The following is a 19,762-nucleotide window of genomic DNA, read 5'->3' on the forward strand; positions in this document are numbered from 1 at the left end:
GGCGCGAGGTCCGGCAGGCCGCACGATGACGCGTTCAGGGGCGCTTGGGCTCGTAGTGCAACGCGGTTACCCCGCAGTCGAACGGCCGCGCGGCGACGAGGTTGAGCTGCCGCCGGGAGCCGAAGACGGGCATGCCCTCGCCGATCGCGGTCGGGTTCACGAACAGGTGCAGCTCGTCGATCAGCTCCTGGGCGATCAGGTTGCGCACCAGGGTGCCGCCGCCGTAGACGATCAGGTCGCCGCCGGGCTGGGCCTTGAGCTTCCGCACGGCCTCGCCGAGGTCGCCGCCGGCGACGACGGCGTTCTCCCAAGGGGACTCGGTGAGGCTGCCCGAGATCACGACCTTGGGCGTGCCGTTCATCCAGGCGATGGCCTCCTTGCTCTCGCCCTCGGGTCCGGACGCCCAGGCGGGGATGAAGCCCTCGGCGAGCTTGCGGCCCAGGACGATGGTGTCGACCGGCGCCGTGAGGGCGTCGATGTAGGCGTTGAGGTCGTCGGTCCACGGGAACGTCATCCAGTCCATCTCGCCGTTCGGGCCGGCCATGTAGCCGTCGGCGGTGGTCTGCACCTGGAGCTTGAGCTTGCGCATGGGAGGCGTCCTTTCGGGGGTCTGTTACGAGTCAACAGTGCCGGGCGGGACTTACGGTCTTCTTCCACCCCGCTTAAGGTGACTCAGCAGAGGTGCTGGGGCAGCTTCAGCCACAGGTCGGGCGGACCCGTGATCGCCCGTGCGTCGGTCAGCCGCAGGCCCGCGCCGGCGCAGCGGTCGGCCAGGGCTTCGCCGTCGTAGAGGTAGATGGTCAGGATCTCCTCGGCGGTGTTGCCGGGCGATACGCTGCCGCCGCCGGGATGATCGTCCCACTCCTCGATGACGCCGTCACGGGTCATGCTGCCCTGGTTGCCGCTCTTGGGGTTGGCGTACATCGCGTAGCACACCGTGCCCGCCGACAGGAGCTGGGTGACGCCGGGGTCCGATGCGGTGTATCCCCACGGCTGGGTGACGACGCACCCGCCGGGCACGTCCGTGACGCCGACGAAGGCCGCGTTGGCGTCGAGGTCCGACCAGGGATCATCCATGATCTCCTCGATCTCGTCCGGGTCGGCCGGCTCGGCTCCCAGGCGCCGTACGGCCTCGGCCGCGTTGATCCCCGCCACGCAGGCCAGGCTCAGGCCGTCGTAGTCGAAATCGCCCAGCGCGGCGATCAACCGCCTGGCCTCCGTCACGGCCGCCGCCTCCGCGGCGGTCAGGCCGGCCTCGTCGGGAGAGCGGCTGAACAGATCGGGGGTGGGCGTGGCCAGGCCGAGCCGTGCGGGGGACCAGCCGGCCATCATCGGCCGCGACGGGTCGGCTCCGGCTTCGAGCAGCACGCGCGCGTTGCCGGGGCGGTCGGCGAAGACGGCTGTCCAGAGCGCCGTACGGCCTTCGTGCTCCGCGTCGACGTCGTCCACCCGCCGGGCCAACTCCGCGACCACCTCGGGGGAGCCGTACTCGGCTGCCGCGTGTAACGGCCGGACGTTGAGATAGACGCCCGCGTGGGGATCCGCGCCCGCGTCGAGCAGGCCGCGGATCAGGCTGAGATCCGTCCAGTGGGTGTAGTTGACCTTGGACCAGTCGGCTCCGTCGTTGGTGGCCATGGCGCTCCTCAACAGGTAGAGGTCGGAGCGTTGATCATGGCGTACGAGGCCGACAGATTCGGGGTTGCCCAGTGAGCGTCGTAACCCTTTGAGGTCCGAGCCCGTCGGCCACCATGAGCGGGACGGTCATCGCCGCACGTCAGGTCGATGGCGTCTGACCTTGACCGGCGGGTACGGGACCCGCGTCAGCGGTCGGACTAGGCCGGCAGCGTGACGTACCCGTCGAGGAAGCTGCGGGCCGTGGCGGTGTCCAGGCGGTAGTCGTAGTTCGTCTTCCGGCAGGCGTCGTCCGCTCCGCTGATCGACGTGGCCACCAGGAGGTGCGAGGTGGGGCCGCCCAGGAAGTTCGGGCCGCCGGAGTCGCCGGAGCAGGTGCTGCCGTCGTCGGCGGCCTTCGGTGACAGGTCGAGCCACTTGGACGTCAGGCCCTTGAACGAGATGGAGGCCTGGTTACGGATGTCGGCGTTGCGGAGCTGCTCCCCGCGGGCCTTCTCGGTCGAGCCGGGGGTGGCGCGCATCATGCCGAACCCGACCGGGGTGAACTGCGTGGTCCGCAGCTTGCCGTCGGCCTTGAGGTCGTCCAGCAGGCCGGGGGTGGGCAGTTGAGCGGGCTTGATGTCGGTGACGGGCGTGTCGAACACCACGACGGCCATGTCGTGCAGGTCGGCCTTGTCCCGGTATCGGGGGTCGGCCAGGTAGCGCCCGGTGTAGAGCTTGGCGCCGGCCTCGTACTTGTCGGCGAAGGAAACATGCGCGGTCTTCTGCTTCGGCTCCCCGCAGTGGGCCGCGGTGAGGAAGACGGTGGGCGAGATGAGCGTGCCGGTGCAGTAGCTCCACGTGCCGTCCGAGTATGCCTCGTCGGCGATGAGCGCCCCTACCTCCGGGTGGGCGTTGCCGTCGGCGGAGCCGTTGGTGATGGCCGCTGCGGGGCTGGCGAGACTCGCGATCCAGGCAACGGCAATCATGACAAAAGCGACAAAACGCATGCACGGAGTTTACCTGCTGGTACTGATCCAATGACAGTCTGTGCAAAAGATCTACGTACGAGCCGTTTGGTGGCGCTCTGCTTCTTCGCGCGTTACGCCCGCTGTCCGCCCCCGTGGCGGCCGTCCGTTAATGCGTGGCGGGCGCTCGGGGGAGAGGCCAGACTGATCGGATGAGCCGGACGGTTAGCGCGTGGGTCACATCGGACGGCGAGCGCTTGGGCGTCGTCGGGCCGTTCGCGGTGGACGTGCCGTGGTGGGCGGAGGTCGAGCCGGTCGTCGCGCACCTGCGGGACGTGCTGGGCGTCGAGGTGCTGGTGTTGCGCCTGTTGCGGGTGGAGGGTGGCGAAGGGGCTCGGGACGGCCACGTGACCTATCACGTCGAAGCGCTCCAGCGGCCCGCGCCCGGCCTGGCGGCCTTTCTGCCCGCTGAGCACGCGGCCTTCGGGCGTGCGGCTTCTGAGGGGCGTGCGGCTTCTGAGGGGCGTTCGGCTCCTATGGGACGTGCGGGTTCTGGGGGGCCTGCGGGTTCTGAGTGGCGTTCGGCTCCTATGGGGCCTGCGGGTTCTGAGGGGCATGCGGCCTTTGACGGGCGTGCGGCCTTTGATGGGCCGGAGGAGCTGCGGGCGCCGTGGGCGGGGATCGAGGGGTTGAGGGAGGCGCTCGGCTGGGCCTCTGGCGCGCTGACCGCCGCCGGGCGGCCGGTGACCGGGCCGGTGCGTCAGCGCAAGACCTGGAATCTGGCCGGGCTGTTCCGCCTGCCCACCGGCCGGGGGCCGGTCTGGCTGAAGACCACGCCGCACTTCGCCGCCGACGAGGCCGCCGTCATCGGGGCGTTCGCGGAGGTACGCCCGGATCTGGTGCCGGCGGTCATCGCGTCGGCGCCGGGCCGGGTCCTGCTGGAGCACCTGCCCGGCGAGGACTGCTGGGACGCTTCCGCCGACGTCATCGCCGACGTCGTGACCCGCATGGCGTCCGCACAGGCCGCCCTGGCAGGTGGGGTTCTGCCTGGGTTGCCGGATCGGCGGGGGATCGTGGTGGCCGGCAAGGTCCGTGAGCTGCTCGCCGGTGACGTGGGTCGCGAGCTGACAGCCGAGGAGCTGGCCGGTGCGTACGAGCTGGTCGAACGGTGGCCGATGCTCGACGAGTGCGGCCTGCCCGACACGATCGTGCACGGCGACTTCCACCCGGGCAACTGCCGGGCCGACGGCGGGCCGCCGGTGGTGTTCGACTTCGCCGACGCGCATCTGGGCAACCCGGTGCTGGACGGCGCACGGATCTGCGACTTCCTGCCAGAAGCCAGGCGACCGGCCGCCGCCCGTGCCTGGATCGACGCCTGGACGGCTCACGTGCCGGGCAGCGACCCCGGCCGGGCCCTGGCCATCGCCGAACCGCTGGCGCATTTGGCCTACGCCGTGCGCTACCAGGAGTTCCTGGACGGCATCGAACCCGCGGAGCGCGTCTACCACGCAGGCGACCCCGTCGCCGGCATCCGCGCCGCGCTGCGTTTCCTCATGGTCCCGGACTGAGCGGAGTGGTCTTGGACTGAGTGGTTCCCGGCCTGAGTGGTCCCCGGCCTAAGTGGTTCCCGGCCTAAGTGGTTCCCGGCCTAAGTGGTTCCCGGACTGAGTGGTCTCGGACTGGATGCTTTCGGACTGACGTTCCCGCCGCCTGGAGAGTTTCCGAGAACTCGAATCCCGCTATCGGGTGATAGCAGGTGACAGGCCGAGGACGGGAGCCGAGAGTGGTTGTGGAGACAGACTCTGTCGAGGCGCTGGGGAATGTGGACGACGCCGAGGTGATCCGACGCTCCCGCTGGGATCCCGGCGCGTTCGCCGCCCTGTTCGACCGGCATGCCGCCGTCCTGCATCGCTACGTCACCCGGCGGCTGGGCGAGTCGCTCGCCGACGACATCGTGGCGGAGACCTTCCTGGCCGCCTTCCAACAGCGCGCCCGCTACGATCCCGGCCGCTCCGACGCCCGCCCCTGGCTGTACGGCATAGCCGCCAACCTCATCGGACGGCACCGCCGGACGGAGTTACGGTCCTACCTGGCGCTGGCCAGGACCGGCGTGGACGAGATCGCGGACAGCTACGCCGACCGCGTGGTGTCCCGGGTCGCGGCGTCGGCGGCGCACCGCGACCTGGCGGCCGCCCTGGCCGAGCTGTCGGACGGGGATCGGGAGGTGCTGCTCACCGTGGCCTGGGCGCAGCTCAGCTACGAGGAGACCGCGCACGCCCTCGGGATACCGATCGGCACCGTACGCTCCCGCCTGCACCGGGCCAGGAGGCTGACCCGCGCCGCGCTGGGCGGCGTGGACCCCACCGCCATCGCCGAGGAGGAGGACGATCGTGGATGACCTGGAGCTGCTCCAGCAACTGCGCGCCGACGCGCCCGAGCCCACCGCCGACCGGCTGGCCCCGCTCCGGGCCCGCCTGCTCGCCACGGCGACCACCACGCCCCCAGAGACCGCCACCACCCCGCTGGGCGATGCCGCCACGCCCCCAGGGACCGCCACCACGCCGCCAGGCGATTCCGCCACCCCGCTGGGCGATGCCGTCACGCCGCCAGGCGACGCCGTCACGCTGGCGGACCACGCTACCGCCGTTCGCCGGTCGCGTTCGCGCTCGCTTGGGCGGCGGGCGCTGCTGAGCGGGTTGCTGGCGGCCGGGATCGCGGCCGTGCTGGTGATCGCCAGACCGCCCGCGCCCGAGAGCGCCTTCAACGTGCCCGCTCCCCAGACCCTGCGCCCGGGGAGCATCTCACTCCTGGAGCAGGCGGCGCTCGTCGCCGAAAGCCGGCTCACCGCGGCCCCGCGACCCGACCAGTGGGTCTACACCAAGGTGAAAGACGTGCAGCCGAACACCGGAAAGGCGTCGATCTGGGAGCAGTGGACCCGGTATGACGGCAAGCAGCAAGCGGGTTACGACGAGAACGGCCGGATGCGGATCTCCGACGTGCCCCCGGACCCGGACGACGACGATCTGTCCCCGCAGGCGTACCGGGCCAAGCTGCTGAAGCTGCCCACCGACCCCGACAAGTTGCTCGCGCACGTGAAGGGCGACAGGCACTGGATCGACAAGCCGAGAGAGGAGGGCGTGCCGCGGACCGTCGCGCCGCCGGACCCGCAGGCATACCGGGTGCTCTCGGTGTATCTGGGGCAACAGGCCGTGATGCCGCCGAAGGTGGAGGCCGCCATCTATCGCGCGCTGGCCAAGATCCCCGGCGTCAAGATCGTCGTGGGGATGCGGGACGAGCAGGGCAGGGAGGGCATCGGGCTCTACTACGAACCGGACGGCCAGGAGGTCAGCACCCGCTACCTGGTGCTCGACCCCGACACCTACCGTCTCCTGGAGGATCGCATGATCTGGAATCGCGACGAGTTCCACACCCCGAGCGGTGGTGAGCCGGAGCTGATGACCAAGGCCGGAAGCGTGTGGACCGTCACCGAACTGGCGAACGGCGTCGTGGACCGGCCGGGTGAGACCTCTTAGCGCTCGAATGGTGATCCGCTGGTCATATGCGGAAAAGAATAAGATCATCGCTATATGTCCCCTCGCGTGGCCGTCACGTCGGCGATTCTGGCGCTGCTCACCCTGGCCTGCGCCTGCGCCTGCGCCTGCGGCGTGCCGGCCGTCGAGCGGGTGTCGCTCACCAGCCCGGAGTCACCCCCGCCGTCGGCCACGCTGCCCCTCCCGGCATCACTCTCGCCGTCGGCCGCGCCGCCATTCCCGGCATCACTCTCGCCGTCTGTCCCGGTGCCACTCTCGCCGAGTGTCCCGGTGTCACTCCCGCCGTTGCCGCAGGTGTCTTCTCCGGACCCGGCGAACCCCTCGGCGTCGCCGGTTCGTTCGCCGCTCCCACCACCGGCGACCACCCTGGCCACGCCGATGGCGACCGCGCCGGCCCGCCCGGTGACCGGCCCGCCGCGGTTCTTCGTCGCCGTGAGGAACCCCATCGCGCACTTCCCTGAGGGCTCGAAGACGCCGGACATCACACCGGTACGGCCCTCCGTGCACGACGCGCAGACCGGCGCGTTCGTGGCGAACATCGTGCTGCCCCCCAGCGTGCGCTCCTCCTGGCACCTCGTGACCGCGGCGCCGGACAACCGCACCTTCGTGCTGGCGGGATGGACGGGGGAACGGGATCCGCCCATACGTTTCTTCCGGGTCGTCCTCGACGAGAACGGCCGGCCGGGTGATCCGGTGGCCGTCCCCCAGCTCGAACGCGACGAGCTGAGCGCGGTCCACGCGATCGCCCTGAGCCACGACGCCACCAGGCTGGCGTACTCCACGTTGCTCATCGGCGGCGGGGCCAAGGTCTCCGTGCTCGACCTCGCCACCGGGCGACGCCGGGACTGGAGTACGCGGGCGCAGGTCGCGGTGGGCGGCCTGGCGTGGGCGCCGGACGGCCGCTCGCTCGCCTGGCTGCCCGGCGGCAAGGGCGTCGGCGTGCTCGATCTCGCCGGCCAGGGGTCCGATCTGATGGCCGCGACCCGGCTCGTCACCGAGGGCAGGATGTTGCTGGAGTCGGTGGCGTACACACCTGACGGCAGCGCCCTGATCTACTCAGTCGGCCACGCCGTCGAGCGGGTCCCCGTGAGCGGTCAGGGGGAGCCGCGGGTTCTCGCGCGGCTGACGTTGCCGCGCGACGCGTCGCTGGGGCTGTGGTTCAGCCTCGACGGGACCGGACGGCACCTGATGTACACGCACAAATGGCAGGGTTTCCGGGTCGACCTCGACGACGGCTCCACCACGTCGATGCCGATCTCGGCGGACGAGCATCCGAGTCAAGGAGAAACCCCGTGCACTGCGTGGTGAGCACTATGTAGCAGAATGACTACATAGAGTGGTTATAGGGGTGCGGTTCGAAGCGTTGGTCACAACGAGGGAGCATTTCCCGCCATGCGTGCTCGCGAACCCGCCGCTCGACCTGCCCGACGACCGCCCCGTCCGGGTCCGCTAGCGGTGCGGCCACATCCGGTCGAGCCGGTCCACGGTCGCCTGGTACGCCTTCTCCACGGCAGGCGTCAGGACGACGTCGGCGCCGGGGCCGGCGGCGGCCAGATGCTCGCGGAGCACGATGGACTCGGCCGTGTCGGCCAGGTCCAGCAGGCCGCTGACGCGGGCGGCCGCGGCGACCAGCTCGCCGGCCGGCACGTCCGCGGCCTCCAGGGTCTGCCTGACCACGCCCGTGCCGGTCGCGCCGAGGCCGAGCGCCACGGCGGCGGCCGACAACGTCACGACGTCGATCGGGTCCACGTCGACCAGGCGCAGCGGGAGGTGTTCGACCTGGCCGCCGGGGGCGTACAGGCGGCCGGCGAGCCTGGCGGCGGTGGCGCGCCGGCCCTGGCTGGGCGCCATCGCCGTCCAGAGCCGGCGCAGCGCGGTCAGCGCGGTCCCGCCGGCCAGCGGGCCGGGCAGCGCGGCCCCCTCGGACTCGGCGGCGCGCAGCGCCAGCAGCAGGCGCTCCAGCTCGCCGATCGCCTGGGCCAAAACCTCGCCCAGGTCGGGCACCAGGACCACGCGCAGGTCGAGGTCGCTCATCGGGCGCTCCTGTGGCGGGGGGTCGGCACAACCGAAAGGGTACGCCGATTGCTCCGTCACCAGCCGTGGAGGAGTCACGACCAGCACGTTGTGGCGCGATCGGCAGGTGTTGGCGGCCTCGCGGTGACAACGAAGCGCCCTTGGAGCGAACGGGCACTTCGCGGAAAGTGAGGAAGACACTCGTACATTGGAGATCTCCAATGGCTACCCCCCATGAACTGCCGGTCCCCGGCGAACGGACGTCGGAGACGATCTGCCGTCTGCGTGACCAGGGCGGACCGGTCCTGCCCATCGAGCTGCCCGGCAAGGTGAACGCCTGGATGGTCGCCTCGTACGACACGGCGAACGAGGTGCTCGCCAACGACGACACCCTCTACAGCAAGAACCCGCGAAACTTCACCGCGCTGAACGACGGCTCGATCCCGCCTGACTGGCCGCTGCGGCAGGTCATCGAGGGCGATCACCTGCTGACCAAGGACGGCACGGACCACCGGCGGCTGCGCAGCCTGATCAACCGCGCCTTCACCCCCGCCCGGGTACGATCCCTCGCCCCGCGCATCCAGGAGATGACGGACGAACTGCTCGACCAGATGGCGGCCGGCGACAGCGCGATCGACCTCGTGCGCGCTTTCAGCGAGCCGCTGCCCGTCGCGGTGATCTGCGAGCTGTTCGGCGTGCCCGAGCATGAGCGCCAGCAGATCCGCGACTGGAGCAACGTCCTGCTCTCCCACGAGACCAGCCCGGAGGAGGCGATGCGGGTCGGGGGCGAGCTGCTCGGCTATCTGGGCTCGTTCATCCAGCGCAAGCGCGGCGAGCCGGGCGACGACCTGACCACCGGGCTCATCCGCGCGCAGGCGGAGGACGGCGACCGCCTGTCCGACACCGAGATGCTCTGGATCCTGTGGCTGGTGCTCATCGCCGGCCACGAGACCACGGTGCACCTGATCGCCAACACGGTCATGGCGCTGTGCTCGGACGCGGAGCAGCTCGCCAGGGCTCGGGCGCAGGACGCCTGGGACGACGTGGTCGAGGAGGCGCTGCGCAGCCGCAACTCCGTGGTGGGGCTGCTGTTCCGTTATCCGGTGCAGGACGTGCGGCTGGCCGGGGTGACGATCCCGGCCGGGGCTCCGATCATGATCGGGCTCGGTGGCACGGGGACGGATCCGGCCACGTACGGGCCGGGTGCCGAGCGGTTCGACATCTCGCGCGGTCAGGAGACGCACCTGGGGTTCGGCCGGGGGCCGCACTTCTGCCTGGGCGCGCCGCTGGCCAGGCTGGAGGCCAGGATCGCGCTGGAGTCGTTGTTCCGCCGGTTCCCCGACCTGCGCATGGACACCGGGGCGGCCGGGATCGCCTACACCTCCTCACTCATCACCGAAGGGCCGGTCATGTTGCCGGTGGTGCTGGGGCCGGCCAAGGACGGCCCCTGAACCAGGCGAGAACAGGCCGTCCTTCCGCGAGCGCGTGATGGCGGCCTGTCCTGGCGCGTACGTGAGTCACGCGATGCCTCCGGCGACGTGACGTCAGCGGCCGAGGAGGCCGCCGAGCAGGCTCACGACGCCGATGGAGTCCAGGAGCGACTCCGGCGCGGCGGCCGGGGTCGTGCCGGGCGCCGCGCACGCCGTCGGGTACCCGGTGATCTCGCCGACGAGTTGCGGGACGCCCATGGTGCCCAGCAGCGTCGCGGGACCGGGCTCCTGGGTGGCCGTCGCGCAGGACTGCGAGGTGAGGGCGAGCGCTTCGAGCACCTCGGCAACGCCGAGGGCACGGAGCTGCGGGAGGGCCGGCATTTCCGCCACCGTCGGCATCTCTCCCACCGTCGAAAGCTCTTCCACCATGGGAGTTTCCCCCACCGTGAGCGTGCCGCCGTCGTTGTAGCAGGCCATCGCCCTGGCCACGAGGGCGTCGATCAGGGCACGAACCGGCGAGAGATCCGGCGCCACGGAGGCGGTCCCCCCGGCAAGGACACTCTCGGAAAGAGTGCCACCGGTAAGGACGTGCTCGGTAACAGTGCCTCCGGCAAGAGCGCTTCCGGAAAGGAAGCTGCCGAAGACGGTGGCACCGGGGGCGCCGACCGGCGGCACGACGGATGACGCGACCGGCTGTGCGGCGAGTGGCACGACCGGTGGCGCGGCGGGCGTGTACAGCTCGGCGGGCGTGAGCGGGCGCGCGGCGGTGGGCGGCATCCCGTCAGGGCCGATGATTCCCGGCGCGGGGTCGGGCACGCCGGTCAACGGATAGCGGCCGGTGACCACCGCGTCGAGGAACGCCGCGACCTCGGCCGCGTCGACGTCCCCGGCCAGCGGTGGCGGCGGCGACAGGTTGACGCTGACGGCGTTGTAGTCACTGCACCGTGCAGGGACGGCGGCCTCGGCGGCCACCGGCCCGGCCGTCAACAGGAGGGCGGCGGAGGTTGCGCTGAATGCGGCAATTGCGTGCTTGTACATGGTGCTCCCTGCGGATGATTTCCGGTTATCCGCAGCGATCAGTACCCTTAGTGATGGTTCAATTACTTCATAGTTGGATCTAGCCCTCTTTACCGCGTTGCTTCGGAAGGCAGGGGGCCTTATTCTCACCCCTCGTGAAACTTCTCAAAACCGTCGTATTGGCCGGCGTCCTGATGATGCCTTTAGCCGGTACCGCCCTCGCCGAGTCGACGGCATACCCGGTCAAACACCCCAAACTCATTGCCAACCCGCTGTACGAAGCAGGCGCTCTCCCCGCGACCGCCTGCGAGGAGCCGCCGGTCAAGCCGAACAATCGTCAGCAGGGCCGCGCCTACTTCGAGGCGGTCATCACGTGTCTGGAAACCACTTGGGGGCAACATCTGACCCAGGCGAGCCTGCCCTACAAGAAGGTCAAGGTACGCCACGTGGACAAGGTGCCGAAAAAGTACTGCGGTTATCAGATGAGCAAGGACGATTCGCAGGTCTGGTACTGCGCGAAGAACAGCACAATGCTGGTTCAGCTCGGCAGGGAATGGCTCAAGGATCCCTCAGACCTCTGGCTGTTCTATGTCGCATCGTCGATGTACGGCCAGCACGTGCAGAATCTGGTCGGAATCGACGCCGCCTTCGACGCGGCGCCGTATGACGGCAATCGCGAGCTGAACGAGCAGTCCAGGCGCTACAACCTGCAGAGCGACTGCCTCGCGGGCGCGTTCGCCAAGAGCGTCTGGCCGATGAAGGACCGGACCAAGGCGGATTGGGCCTACTTGCTCAGCCTTCCCGAAGGCGATGCCCGCGGCACGGTCCGCACGGCGGGCAAGGAGGCGAACATCGTGGCCTGGGTCAAGCGCGGCTTCGCCACCGGCGACCCGGGCTCGTGCAACACCTGGACCGCCTCGTCCGCCAAGGTGGCGTAATCTAAAAGCGCTGTTATAACTCTGAAGGAGAAGGAGCCCGGCCTTGAACCCGCCGATCGAGCCTTACGAGCACGGCATGCTGGACGTCGGCGACGGCAACCTCGTCTACTGGGAGACCTGCGGAAACCCGGACGGCAAGCCCGCCCTCGTCGTGCACGGCGGCCCAGGGTCGGGTTGCTCGACGGGCCAGCGCCGCGCCTTCGACCCGGAGCGTTACCGGGTCGTCCTGTTCGATCAGCGCAACTGCGGCAGGAGCCGGCCGCACGCCGCCGACCCCGCGACCGACCTGAGCGCCAACACCACCCATCATCTGGTCGCCGACATGGAGCTCCTGCGCGAGCACCTCGGCATCGACAGGTGGCTGCTCTATGGCGGCTCGTGGGGTTCGACGTTGATGCTGGCCTACGCCGAGGCCCATCCGGAACGGGTGTCGGAGATGGTCGTCACCGGCGTCACGATGACCCGGCGCTCCGAGATCGACTGGCTCTACCGGGGCGTGGGCCGCTTCTTCCCCGAGGAGTGGCAGCGGTTCAGGCAGGGCGTGCCCGAGGCCGACAGGGACGGCGACCTGCTGGCGGCGTACGCGCGGCTCGTCGTCGACCCCGACCCCCAGGTGCGGGAGCAGGCCACCCACGACTGGCTGGCCTGGGAGGACGCGGTGATCTCGCTGGAGGTCAACGGCAAGCCGAACGCCTACAGCGACCGCCCCCATGACGCCCGGCTCGCGCTGGTGCGCATGTGCGCCCACTACTTCTCCAACGCCGCCTGGCTGGAGGAGGGCGTGCTGCTGCGCGAGGCCGGCCGGCTGGCCGGGATCCCCGGCGTGCTCATCCACGGCCGCTTCGACCTGGGCGGGCCGCTGCACACGGCCTGGCAGCTCGCTCAGGCGTGGCCCGACGCCAAGCTGGTGGTCGTCGACGACTCCGGGCACACCGGAAGCAAGACGTTCGCGGCCGAGATCCGCGCGGCCCTCGACGGCTTCGCCGACAGGTGAGCGCGAGACCCGGGGCTCGGGTCGGCTTCGCCGACAGGTGAGCGCGGGACCCGCATGTCATAGCGGGGGCACCAAGGCGAAGTAGCGGTCGAGCAGGGTCTTGTCGCCGCGCACGTCCAGGTGGCCGGCCGGGATCCGCTGCCAGAGAAAGAGCAGCAGGTCCGAGACCGGCCCGGCCAGCTCGACGTCGGGGCGGCCGGCGGCGAGCCGCACCAGATCGCCCTCGAAGTGCACCGTCCAGTCGCCGGCGCCGTCGGTCCGCCGGAACCGGAACCGCTCGCCCTCCCCGGCCGGTGCCCGCAACCACGTCCGCCGCGCGGGCGCCATCACCTCGAACATCTGCGCGATCGCGTCGACGGCGACGTCGGCGTCGATCGGGCGAGCCGTTCCGAGGGCGTTCCCGGCGTCCCAGCGGTGCACGGCGGCCTCGATGGTCTGCATCCGCGACCAGAACCCGACGGTCTGCTCCACCGACCACGTCCACACGGCCTCGTCCGGCGAACGCTGCTCGAACAGGTCCGCCAGCTGGGCCGCCCCGTCGGCGAACCAGTCGAGCACCCCGGCCTGGATCGGCCCGGTATGGGGGGCCAGCGCCGGGTCGGGCCAGCCCGCGGGGTCGGCGGGCAGGTCGAGGAAGGACAGGTCGGACGGGTCGGGCGGGCCCGGGAGCCGGCCTTCGATGATGCTGATCACGCTCCGGTGCGTCGAGGCGAGATGGACGACCAGATCGGCGACCGACCAGCCGGGACAGGACGGCACCAGGGGCGTGTGGTCCCCTTGCGCCGCCTGCTGGGCGACGTCGTGGAACGCTCGGACTTCCCGGCGGAAACGTGCGGCGGATCCCATGGCTCCCACTGTGCCGCAGCCGCAAGATCGGCCTCCACCGAGTTCGTCAGGCGAAGAAGCGCGCGCTCTGGACGTACTCCATCGCCTTCGTGAACTCCGGGTCGCTCAGGCGGCGCTCCATCTCTTCCTGCGTGACGTCCTCGATGCGGGTCTGGATCCAGTAGAGGTTGCCGAACGGGTCGCGGACCCGCCCCACCCGGTCGCCGAACGCCAGGTGGGTGACCTCGGTGACCGACGTACCGCCCGCCTCGACGGCCTGGCGGTGGACGGCGTCCGCGTCGGGCACGTACAGGCGCAGGAAGGCCGGGGTGGGCGGCCAGCCGGGCGCCGCGTCGAACATCATCACCACCGCGTCCCCGATCCGCAGCTCCGCGTGCGCGATGCGTCCCTCCTCGTCGGCCAGGCGGCCCAGCTCGACGGCGTCGAAGGCGGCCGTGAGGTAGTCGATGAGCCCGGCCGTGTCCTGGGAGATGATCCACGGCGTGACGGTGGTGTAGCCCTCGGGGATGGGGTTGACGGACATGATGTTTCCTCTCCCGGATGCGTGATGACGCTTGCTACGCTATTCCTGGAGTAGGTCAAGTTCTGTCCTACATGGAAGGCCGTCATGAGCGAGTCCCGCCTTCTGAGTCTGCTGTCGCTGCTCCAGACCCCCCGTGAGTGGCCGGGTGGCGAGCTGGCCGACCGGCTGGGCGTCAGCCGCAGGACGGTCCGGCGCGACGTCGACCGCCTGCGCGGCCTGGGCTACCCGGTGGAGGCCAGCATGGGCGCCGACGGCGGCTACCGGCTGGTCGCCGGCACGGCCATGCCGCCGCTGCTGCTGGACGACGAGGAGGCGGTGGCGATCACCGTGGGCCTGGCCACCGCGGCCAGGCATCCGGTGCAGGGCATCGAGGAGGCCTCGGTACGCGCGCTGGCCAAGCTGGAGCAGGTGCTGCCGGCCCGGCTGCGGCACCGGGTCAGGTCACTGGGCCGCGCGACCGTGCCGATGCCCGTCATGGCCGGGCCTGAGGTGGACCCCGAGCGGCTCACGGCGCTGGCGGTGGCCGTGGCCAACCGGGAGCGGGTGCGGTTCGCGTACCGGTCGGATGAGGGGGTGAGCGGCCGGCGGCTGGTCGACCCGCACCGGGTGGTCGCGGCGGGGCGGCAGTGGTATCTGCTCGGGCACGACCACGACCGCGACGACTGGCGGATCTTCCGTGTCGACCGCATCGACGACGTGCGGCCGACCGGCGTCCGGGTCACGCCGCGCGAGCCGCCGGGCGGGGACGCCGCCGCGTATGTCGCGGAGCGGCTCTACTCCTCCGCGCCCACGTACGAGGCCGACGTCACGCTGCGCACCCCGCCGACGACGCTGATCGAGGCCCTGGGGGAGGTCACCCCGCTCGGCGCGCACGGTTGCCGGTTGCGCATGCACGCCGACACGCTCGGCTGGCTGGCCTTCCGGCTGATGACGCTCGGCTGCGCGTTCGAGGTGCACGGGCCGCCCGAGCTCACCGCGCACCTGCGGGAGCTGGCGGCCCGTCTCACCCGGGCGACGGAGTGAAGCCGAGCGCCCGTCTCACTCGGGCGACGGAGTGACCCCGGCCAGGAAGCCGAGCACCAGCGCTCCCGCGACGTCGCGGAACTCCTCGAAGTAAGCGTGCCGCGCGCCCTCGATCATCCGCAGTGCGGCCCCGGGGATGCGGCCGGCCAGCAGCGGGGCGTTGGCCGCCGGGTTGAACACGTCGTCGGTGCCGTGGACGACCAGCGTCGGGGCGGCGATCGAGGGCAGCGCGTCCCAGGCGTCGTGACCGGCGCTGGCGGCCAGGTGGCGGCGCCGGGCGTGCGGCGGCATGTCCGGATCGCCGGTCGTGTGGTGCGGGCCGGGGTGCCTGGCCAGCCAGGCGGGGGTGTACATGAGCTCCAGCAGCGCCCGCTCGGCCGCCGCCCGGTCCGGCTGGGCCAGGGACCGGCGCACGTCGTTGCCGCGCTCGATCCCGTGGGCACCGCCCGGCGAGCTGCAGCCGAGCACCAGCGCCCCGACCCGCCCCGGGTGGTCGGCCGCCAGCCACTGGGCCACCCGCCCGCCCATCGACGTGCCGTAGACGTGCGCCCGCCGCACCCCCAGCTCGTCCAGCACCGCCAGCACGTCGGTGGCGAAGCCGCGGGTGGTGTAGGGCTCGTCGGGCTTGTCGCTGCCGCCGGTGCCGCGGTAGTCGAGGGTGATCGTCCGGTAGGCCGCGTCGAAGTCGTCGCGCACGGGATCCCACCAGCGGTGGGAGTTGGCCTGTCCCTGGAGGAGCACGAGGGGCCGGCCGCCGCCGCGGACCTGGTAGGACAGCTTGGCGCCGTCCTGGGTTGTCGCATAGGGCACGTTCCCCCACTCTAATTGGAGACTCCGGTGGAGGGCATGTCCGGGGGGTGGCCGCGGCTCCGACGTACCTGGCGTAAGGCCCACGAGAGAGGACACGAACCCGTGAAGTACATGATCCTTACCTACGGCTCACAGCAGGACTACGACGTCCTGTCCGGCAAATCCTCGGGTGACCAGGCCGCCTGGGCGCCTGAGGACGTGGCGGCGATGGTGCAGTTCATGACGGCGTTCAACAAGGAGCTGGAGGAGTCGGGAGAGCTGGTCGAGACCAGGGCGCTGGCCGCTCCCGTGCACACCAGGCGGCTCGGCTCCAAGGACGGCGCTCCGCTCGTCACGGACGGGCCGTACGCCGAGACCCAGGAGGTGCTGGCCGGCTACTGGATCGTGGAGTGCGAGAGCTTCGACCGCGCGACCGAGATCGCCGCCCGCTTCTCCCAGTGCCCCTACCCCGGCGGTGCCTACGACAACGCCGTGGCCGACATCCGGCCCATCGTCGACGGCCGAGCCGACATGGGGTTCTGATCGCCGCCGTACCCGGGCCCGAGGATCTGCTGCGCGAGCTGGCGCCGCAGGTCCTCGGCGCGGTCGTCCGGCGCTACGGGCACTTCGCCGACGCCGAGGACGCCGTGCAGGAGGCGCTGCTGGCCGCGGCCACGCAGTGGCCCCGGGAGGGCAGACCGGACGATCCGCGCGCCTGGCTGATCACGGTGGCCGCGCGCCGGCTGACCGACCTGCTCCGCAGCGAGCAGGCGCGCCGCCGCAGGGAGGACACCGTGGCGGCCTGGCGGCTGCCTGGCGACTGGCTCGCGCCTCCCGCCGACAAGCCCGCCCCCGCCTCGGACGACACACTCGTCCTGCTGTTCATGTGCTGCCATCCGTCGCTCTCGCCGACCGCGCAGATCGCGCTCACCCTGCGCGCGGTCGGCGGCCTGACCACGTCGGAGATCGCCCGCGCGTTCCTGGTGCCCGAGGGCACGATGACCCGCCGCATCACCCGCGCCAAGCAGCGCGTCAAGGACAGCGGCCTGCCGTTCCGGCTGCCCCGGCCCGCCGATCGGGCGCAACGGCTGGGCGCGGTGCTGCACGTGCTCTACCTGATCTTCAACGAGGGGTACGCCAGCACCTCGGGGCCCGACCTGCAGCGCGCTGAGCTGGCGGCGGAGGCGATCCGGCTGGCCCGGATGGTGCGCCGGCTGCTGCCCGACGACGCCGAGGTGGCCGGGCTGCTCGCGCTCATGCTGCTCACGGACGCCCGGCGGCCCGCTCGTACGGGCCCGGACGGCGCGCTGATCCCCATGGCCGAGCAGGACCGCCGCCTGTGGAACGCCGCCCGGATCGAGGAGGGCGTCGCGCTCGTCACCGGTGCCCTGTCCCAGGGGACGCCGGGGCCGTACCAGCTCCAGGCGGCCATCGCGGCCCTGCACGACGAGGCGCCGAGCGCCGGGCTGACCGACTGGCTGCAGATCACCGCCCTGTACGAGCTGCTGATGCGGATCGTGGACAACCCGATGGTGGCGCTCAACCACACCGTCGCCGTCGCCATGGCCCACGGCCCCCGGGCCGGGCTGGACCGCCTCGAACGGCTCCAGCACGACGAGCGCGTCGCCGCGGACCACCGGCTGCACGCGGTCCGCGGGCACCTGCTGGAGATGTCGGGCGACCACGCGGCCGCCCGCGTGGCCTACGAGGAGGCGGCCAGGCGCACGACGAGCTTCCCGCAGCAGCGCTACCTGCACGCCCAGGCCGCCAAGCTGCCGGTCGAGCCCAATCCCGGAACGTGAGGGCTCAGGCGCCCCGCACCGCTTTCCCGTAGTAGGGATCAGTGACGCCGCCGGGGCTGCTCAGCGCCTCCGTGTCGGCCCCGGTCAGCCTGGCCCCGGCCTGGTAGGCGCTGTCCAGGAACTCCAGCACGGCCAGCACGGGATTCCCCATGGCCCGCACGTCGTCATAGCGCAGGACCGCCAGGTGGCTGCCCCGCGCGGCCAGCCATTCGGCCTGCTCGGGGCGGAGCGGCTCACGTTCGAGGCCGCTCGGCTCCGGCGCGGTGTAGGAGTAGAAGGCCGGCCAGGGCCGCTCCTCGTCGCCGAACCAGAACCCCGAGCTGATGACCTCCCAGCTGTAGGCCTCGCGGGTCACCGCGTCGGTGTCGGGCGAGACCCGCACCACCCGCCCGGTGAACCGGGTGACCGCGATGTCGAACGTGTGCCAGAAGTGATGCACCGGGCTGATCTTGCCGGAGAAGTCCGCGGCGAACCGATCGAGGAGCTGCACCACCTGCGACAGGATCCGCCAGTAGCGGTTGATCAGCATCGGGTCGTAGCGTGCGTGCGCGGTGTCCTCCGCGAACGGCGTCTCGTCCCCCATGTCGAACGGCACCGCCCAGATCTCGGGCCGGATCCCCAGCCCCGCCAGGGTCTCGAAGAGCCGGTCGTGGAACGAGGCGACCGACCTGCCGATCAGGCTGAACTCGGCGCTGCGCCCGTCGAGCAGGTCCACCACCAGCCGATGGCGTACGAGGTCGAAGTCGATGCAGAACAGCGGCTGCTCGCCCAGCCCGCCCATCGGCCGCGTGGTGAGCCCGCGCCCCGTCGGATGGAAGGGCACCTGCCACCAGTGGTTGCGCCGGTTGCTCGACGTCAACCGGATCTTCCCCACGATCTGGGCGAACCGGTGAAAGGTCTCCTTGGCCTCGGACCACTCGGCGAACGGCAGGGCGGGAAACAGCTCCATGACGACCCCCTCCTCCGGCCATCGTAACTACCGCCCGTCACCTGCCGGCTTCGGGGGGTGGCGGGCGGCGTCACCCCGAGCTGACGTACTTCCTGGGCCGCAGGGCGTGGTCCCGCAGCGCCGCCAGGGCCGCGAGCTGGCCCGGCCGGTCCATCCGCACGACCAGCTCGTCGCTGTAGGCCAGCCCCAGCGCGGTGAGCTGGGAGACCAGGTCGGTGACGGGCCCGGCGACGTCCTCCAGGCTCGTGGTGGGGTGCCAGCCCTCGCCCCCGACGACCTCCGCCACCCGCTCGCGCAGCGCGGCGGGCGACATCAGCGTGCCGTCGGCGAGCAGCATCAGCGCGGCCTCCCGCGCCGACACCTCGAACTCGTGCTCGCCCCTGGCCAGCAGCAGCTTCGTCACCGCCGACCACATGGCCGCCGGCGAGGTGAGCAGCCGCTTGCCGTAGTCGGTGATGGCCAGCTTGGAGCTGTCGCGGCTGATCGCGCCCAGCTCCCGCTCGGCCAGCTCACGCAGCCGCAGGGCGGCGGGGGAGGGCGCCAGCCGCAGCGGCAGGCTGCCCTCGGAGGCGGCCAGGGAGAGCAGCCGGTGCAGGAGCGGAAGCTGCTGCGGGGCCACCGGCGCGTGCAGGCGCACCTCGAACGGCTGCGCCAGCTCCCGCCTGGCCGGGCCCCGGCCCAGCACCCAGCGGTTGAGCCGCTCGCCGTGCACCCGGTTGAGCCAGCTGTCGCCGCCCAGATCCGTCCGCGGCTCGGTGAGCCAGCGGCGGGTCAGCGCGGCGCGATCGACCGGCTCGCCGGCCACGATCGCCAGCTCCAGGGCGGCGGAGCAGGCGACGTGCGCGCCCAGCTCCTCGGGCCCCATGATCATGCTCCACTGCAGCTCGGGCACGTCGGGCGGCAGCACGCCCGTGGCCTCCAGGGCCTGCTGGTAGGCGCTGGTGCCGGCGTCCTCGCCCTCGCGGGCGTAGGTGCGCAGGATCTGCAGCGTCGTCGGCGACACGCACAGCGCGGCGTAGCGATCCATGCCGCCGAGCTGCAGCAACGTCCCGAGGGACCGTGCCAGGCGTTCGTGGTCACCACCCGGCTTGAGCGGCCCCACCTTGATCGGCAGGGTGTACCAGAGGAACTCGCAGACGTCGAGCTGGGTCACCGTCTCCAACGGCTCCCCACCCGTCAACCATTCGACGGCGGTCCTGGCCTCCTCGGCCAGATCCGGCTGAGATCGCTCCAACTCGGCGAGAAGGGCGGTGACATCCGGTGCACTCATGCCTCGAAGTTTGCCGTATCGACCCCGGGCCTGACGAT

Annotated in this window: 21 protein-coding genes; 10 read left to right on the forward strand and 11 right to left on the reverse strand. The window is 71.3% G+C overall.

The annotated features are described in order from the left end of the window. Window positions 1–34: 34 nt before the first annotated feature. From ACWD0F_RS13755 to ACWD0F_RS13765, 3 genes are all read right to left on the reverse strand, one after another. Entirely contained in the window at window positions 35–589 is a 555-nt protein-coding gene (locus ACWD0F_RS13755) for a dihydrofolate reductase family protein (protein WP_449875133.1), read from the reverse strand. An 83-nt stretch (window positions 590–672) separates the two neighbouring features. Then, the gene (locus tag ACWD0F_RS13760) at window positions 673–1,635 is read right to left on the reverse strand and encodes an ankyrin repeat domain-containing protein (protein WP_449875135.1); all 963 of its coding nucleotides are present in this window, start codon (window positions 1,633–1,635) and stop codon (window positions 673–675) included. 197 nt (window positions 1,636–1,832) lie between these two features. Then, a complete protein-coding gene (locus tag ACWD0F_RS13765; protein WP_449875137.1) occupies window positions 1,833–2,600 on the reverse strand; it encodes a trypsin-like serine protease in 768 nt (255 codons plus the stop codon). A gap of 191 nt (window positions 2,601–2,791) precedes the next feature. On the opposite strand from ACWD0F_RS13765, the gene ACWD0F_RS13770 reads away from it, so the two are divergent. The 3 genes from ACWD0F_RS13770 (at window position 2,792) to ACWD0F_RS13780 (ending at window position 6,112) form a co-directional block, all read left to right on the forward strand. Continuing rightward, window positions 2,792–4,147 carry a phosphotransferase gene (locus ACWD0F_RS13770; protein WP_449875139.1) on the forward strand — a complete coding sequence of 452 codons (1,356 nt, stop codon included), beginning with the start codon at window positions 2,792–2,794 and terminating at the stop codon, window positions 4,145–4,147. A gap of 221 nt (window positions 4,148–4,368) precedes the next feature. Further along, window positions 4,369–4,977, forward strand: a complete 609-nt coding sequence (locus ACWD0F_RS13775; protein ID WP_449875141.1) for an RNA polymerase sigma factor — start codon at window positions 4,369–4,371, stop codon at window positions 4,975–4,977. Continuing rightward, entirely contained in the window at window positions 4,970–6,112 is a 1,143-nt protein-coding gene (locus ACWD0F_RS13780) for a CU044_5270 family protein (RefSeq protein WP_449875143.1), read from the forward strand. The genes ACWD0F_RS13775 and ACWD0F_RS13780 overlap by 8 nt, the downstream gene beginning before the upstream one ends. Window positions 6,113–6,162: 50 nt before the next feature. On the opposite strand, the gene ACWD0F_RS13785 is transcribed toward ACWD0F_RS13780, so the two are convergent. After that, entirely contained in the window at window positions 6,163–6,576 is a 414-nt protein-coding gene (locus ACWD0F_RS13785; RefSeq protein WP_449875145.1) for a hypothetical protein, read from the reverse strand. On the opposite strand from ACWD0F_RS13785, the gene ACWD0F_RS13790 reads away from it, so the two are divergent. Beyond that, on the forward strand, window positions 6,563–7,438 hold the full coding sequence (locus ACWD0F_RS13790; protein WP_449875147.1) for a hypothetical protein: 876 nt from the start codon (window positions 6,563–6,565) through the stop codon (window positions 7,436–7,438). The genes ACWD0F_RS13785 and ACWD0F_RS13790 overlap by 14 nt on opposite strands. A 141-nt stretch (window positions 7,439–7,579) precedes the next feature. On the opposite strand, the gene ACWD0F_RS13795 is transcribed toward ACWD0F_RS13790, so the two are convergent. Beyond that, window positions 7,580–8,164: a hypothetical protein gene (locus tag ACWD0F_RS13795; RefSeq protein WP_449875149.1), complete on the reverse strand. Its 585-nt coding sequence runs from the start codon at window positions 8,162–8,164 to the stop codon at window positions 7,580–7,582. Window positions 8,165–8,364: 200 nt separating this feature from the next. Here ACWD0F_RS13795 and ACWD0F_RS13800 point away from each other — a divergent pair, with 200 nt between their 5' ends. Beyond that, window positions 8,365–9,594 carry a cytochrome P450 family protein gene (locus ACWD0F_RS13800; protein ID WP_449875151.1) on the forward strand — a complete coding sequence of 410 codons (1,230 nt, stop codon included), beginning with the start codon at window positions 8,365–8,367 and terminating at the stop codon, window positions 9,592–9,594. A 93-nt stretch (window positions 9,595–9,687) separates the two neighbouring features. Here ACWD0F_RS13800 and ACWD0F_RS13805 read toward each other — a convergent pair whose 3' ends face one another. Continuing rightward, the gene (locus tag ACWD0F_RS13805) at window positions 9,688–10,611 is read right to left on the reverse strand and encodes a hypothetical protein (protein WP_449875153.1); all 924 of its coding nucleotides are present in this window, start codon (window positions 10,609–10,611) and stop codon (window positions 9,688–9,690) included. A gap of 134 nt (window positions 10,612–10,745) precedes the next feature. Between ACWD0F_RS13805 and ACWD0F_RS13810 the strand changes: the two genes are divergently transcribed. Both ACWD0F_RS13810 and pip read left to right on the forward strand, forming a co-directional pair. Continuing rightward, a complete protein-coding gene (locus tag ACWD0F_RS13810; RefSeq protein WP_449875155.1) occupies window positions 10,746–11,528 on the forward strand; it encodes a neutral zinc metallopeptidase in 783 nt (260 codons plus the stop codon). A 43-nt stretch (window positions 11,529–11,571) separates the two neighbouring features. Then, window positions 11,572–12,522 (forward strand): prolyl aminopeptidase, encoded by a 951-nt coding sequence (gene pip / locus ACWD0F_RS13815; RefSeq protein ID WP_449875157.1) that lies wholly within the window; start codon window positions 11,572–11,574, stop codon window positions 12,520–12,522. Between the two features lie 57 nt (window positions 12,523–12,579). Here the strand turns inward: pip and ACWD0F_RS13820 are convergent, their stop codons facing one another. Continuing rightward, window positions 12,580–13,368, reverse strand: coding sequence for a maleylpyruvate isomerase family mycothiol-dependent enzyme (locus tag ACWD0F_RS13820; RefSeq protein ID WP_449875159.1), 789 nt, complete (start codon window positions 13,366–13,368; stop codon window positions 12,580–12,582). Window positions 13,369–13,414: 46 nt separating this feature from the next. Next, on the reverse strand, window positions 13,415–13,891 hold the full coding sequence (locus tag ACWD0F_RS13825) for a VOC family protein (RefSeq protein ID WP_449875161.1): 477 nt from the start codon (window positions 13,889–13,891) through the stop codon (window positions 13,415–13,417). 84 nt (window positions 13,892–13,975) lie between these two features. On the opposite strand from ACWD0F_RS13825, the gene ACWD0F_RS13830 reads away from it, so the two are divergent. Beyond that, on the forward strand, window positions 13,976–14,914 hold the full coding sequence (locus tag ACWD0F_RS13830) for a helix-turn-helix transcriptional regulator (RefSeq protein WP_449875163.1): 939 nt from the start codon (window positions 13,976–13,978) through the stop codon (window positions 14,912–14,914). Between the two features lie 15 nt (window positions 14,915–14,929). Here ACWD0F_RS13830 and ACWD0F_RS13835 read toward each other — a convergent pair whose 3' ends face one another. Further along, window positions 14,930–15,724, reverse strand: coding sequence for an alpha/beta fold hydrolase (locus ACWD0F_RS13835; protein WP_449875165.1), 795 nt, complete (start codon window positions 15,722–15,724; stop codon window positions 14,930–14,932). 111 nt (window positions 15,725–15,835) lie between these two features. Between ACWD0F_RS13835 and ACWD0F_RS13840 the strand changes: the two genes are divergently transcribed. Together ACWD0F_RS13840 and ACWD0F_RS13845 are read left to right on the forward strand one after the other, a co-directional pair. Then, window positions 15,836–16,246, forward strand: a complete 411-nt coding sequence (locus tag ACWD0F_RS13840) for a YciI family protein (RefSeq protein ID WP_449875722.1) — start codon at window positions 15,836–15,838, stop codon at window positions 16,244–16,246. Continuing rightward, the gene (locus ACWD0F_RS13845) at window positions 16,162–17,505 is read left to right on the forward strand and encodes an RNA polymerase sigma factor (protein ID WP_449875167.1); all 1,344 of its coding nucleotides are present in this window, start codon (window positions 16,162–16,164) and stop codon (window positions 17,503–17,505) included. The genes ACWD0F_RS13840 and ACWD0F_RS13845 overlap by 85 nt, the downstream gene beginning before the upstream one ends. A gap of 4 nt (window positions 17,506–17,509) precedes the next feature. On the opposite strand, the gene ACWD0F_RS13850 is transcribed toward ACWD0F_RS13845, so the two are convergent. Together ACWD0F_RS13850 and ACWD0F_RS13855 are read right to left on the reverse strand one after the other, a co-directional pair. Further along, window positions 17,510–18,454, reverse strand: coding sequence for a DUF5996 family protein (locus ACWD0F_RS13850; RefSeq protein ID WP_449875169.1), 945 nt, complete (start codon window positions 18,452–18,454; stop codon window positions 17,510–17,512). 70 nt (window positions 18,455–18,524) lie between these two features. Beyond that, complete coding sequence (locus ACWD0F_RS13855; protein ID WP_449875171.1) at window positions 18,525–19,724, reverse strand: hypothetical protein; 1,200 nt, start codon at window positions 19,722–19,724, stop codon at window positions 18,525–18,527. Window positions 19,725–19,762: the final 38 nt, after the last annotated feature.

The sequence above is a fragment of the Nonomuraea sp. NPDC002799 genome (assembly GCF_053592075.1).

Bases quoted from the DNA above. Each gene is read 5' to 3' on its own strand.
- ACWD0F_RS13850 (WP_449875169.1), bottom strand. From the start codon at position 18,454: ATGGAGCTGTTTCCCGCCCTGCCGTTCGCCGAGTGGTCCGAGGCCAAG.
- ACWD0F_RS13805 (WP_449875153.1), bottom strand. From the start codon at position 10,611: ATGTACAAGCACGCAATTGCCGCATTCAGCGCAACCTCCGCCGCCCTC.
- ACWD0F_RS13840 (WP_449875722.1), top strand. From the start codon at position 15,836: ATGATCCTTACCTACGGCTCACAGCAGGACTACGACGTCCTGTCCGGC.
- ACWD0F_RS13820 (WP_449875159.1), bottom strand. From the start codon at position 13,368: ATGGGATCCGCCGCACGTTTCCGCCGGGAAGTCCGAGCGTTCCACGAC.
- ACWD0F_RS13765 (WP_449875137.1), bottom strand. From the start codon at position 2,600: ATGATTGCCGTTGCCTGGATCGCGAGTCTCGCCAGCCCCGCAGCGGCC.
- ACWD0F_RS13760 (WP_449875135.1), bottom strand. From the start codon at position 1,635: ATGGCCACCAACGACGGAGCCGACTGGTCCAAGGTCAACTACACCCAC.
- ACWD0F_RS13830 (WP_449875163.1), top strand. From the start codon at position 13,976: ATGAGCGAGTCCCGCCTTCTGAGTCTGCTGTCGCTGCTCCAGACCCCC.
- ACWD0F_RS13825 (WP_449875161.1), bottom strand. From the start codon at position 13,891: ATGTCCGTCAACCCCATCCCCGAGGGCTACACCACCGTCACGCCGTGG.
- ACWD0F_RS13855 (WP_449875171.1), bottom strand. From the start codon at position 19,724: ATGAGTGCACCGGATGTCACCGCCCTTCTCGCCGAGTTGGAGCGATCT.
- ACWD0F_RS13785 (WP_449875145.1), bottom strand. From the start codon at position 6,576: ATGGGGTTCCTCACGGCGACGAAGAACCGCGGCGGGCCGGTCACCGGG.
- ACWD0F_RS13800 (WP_449875151.1), top strand. From the start codon at position 8,365: ATGGCTACCCCCCATGAACTGCCGGTCCCCGGCGAACGGACGTCGGAG.
- ACWD0F_RS13795 (WP_449875149.1), bottom strand. From the start codon at position 8,164: ATGAGCGACCTCGACCTGCGCGTGGTCCTGGTGCCCGACCTGGGCGAG.
- ACWD0F_RS13770 (WP_449875139.1), top strand. From the start codon at position 2,792: ATGAGCCGGACGGTTAGCGCGTGGGTCACATCGGACGGCGAGCGCTTG.
- ACWD0F_RS13755 (WP_449875133.1), bottom strand. From the start codon at position 589: ATGCGCAAGCTCAAGCTCCAGGTGCAGACCACCGCCGACGGCTACATG.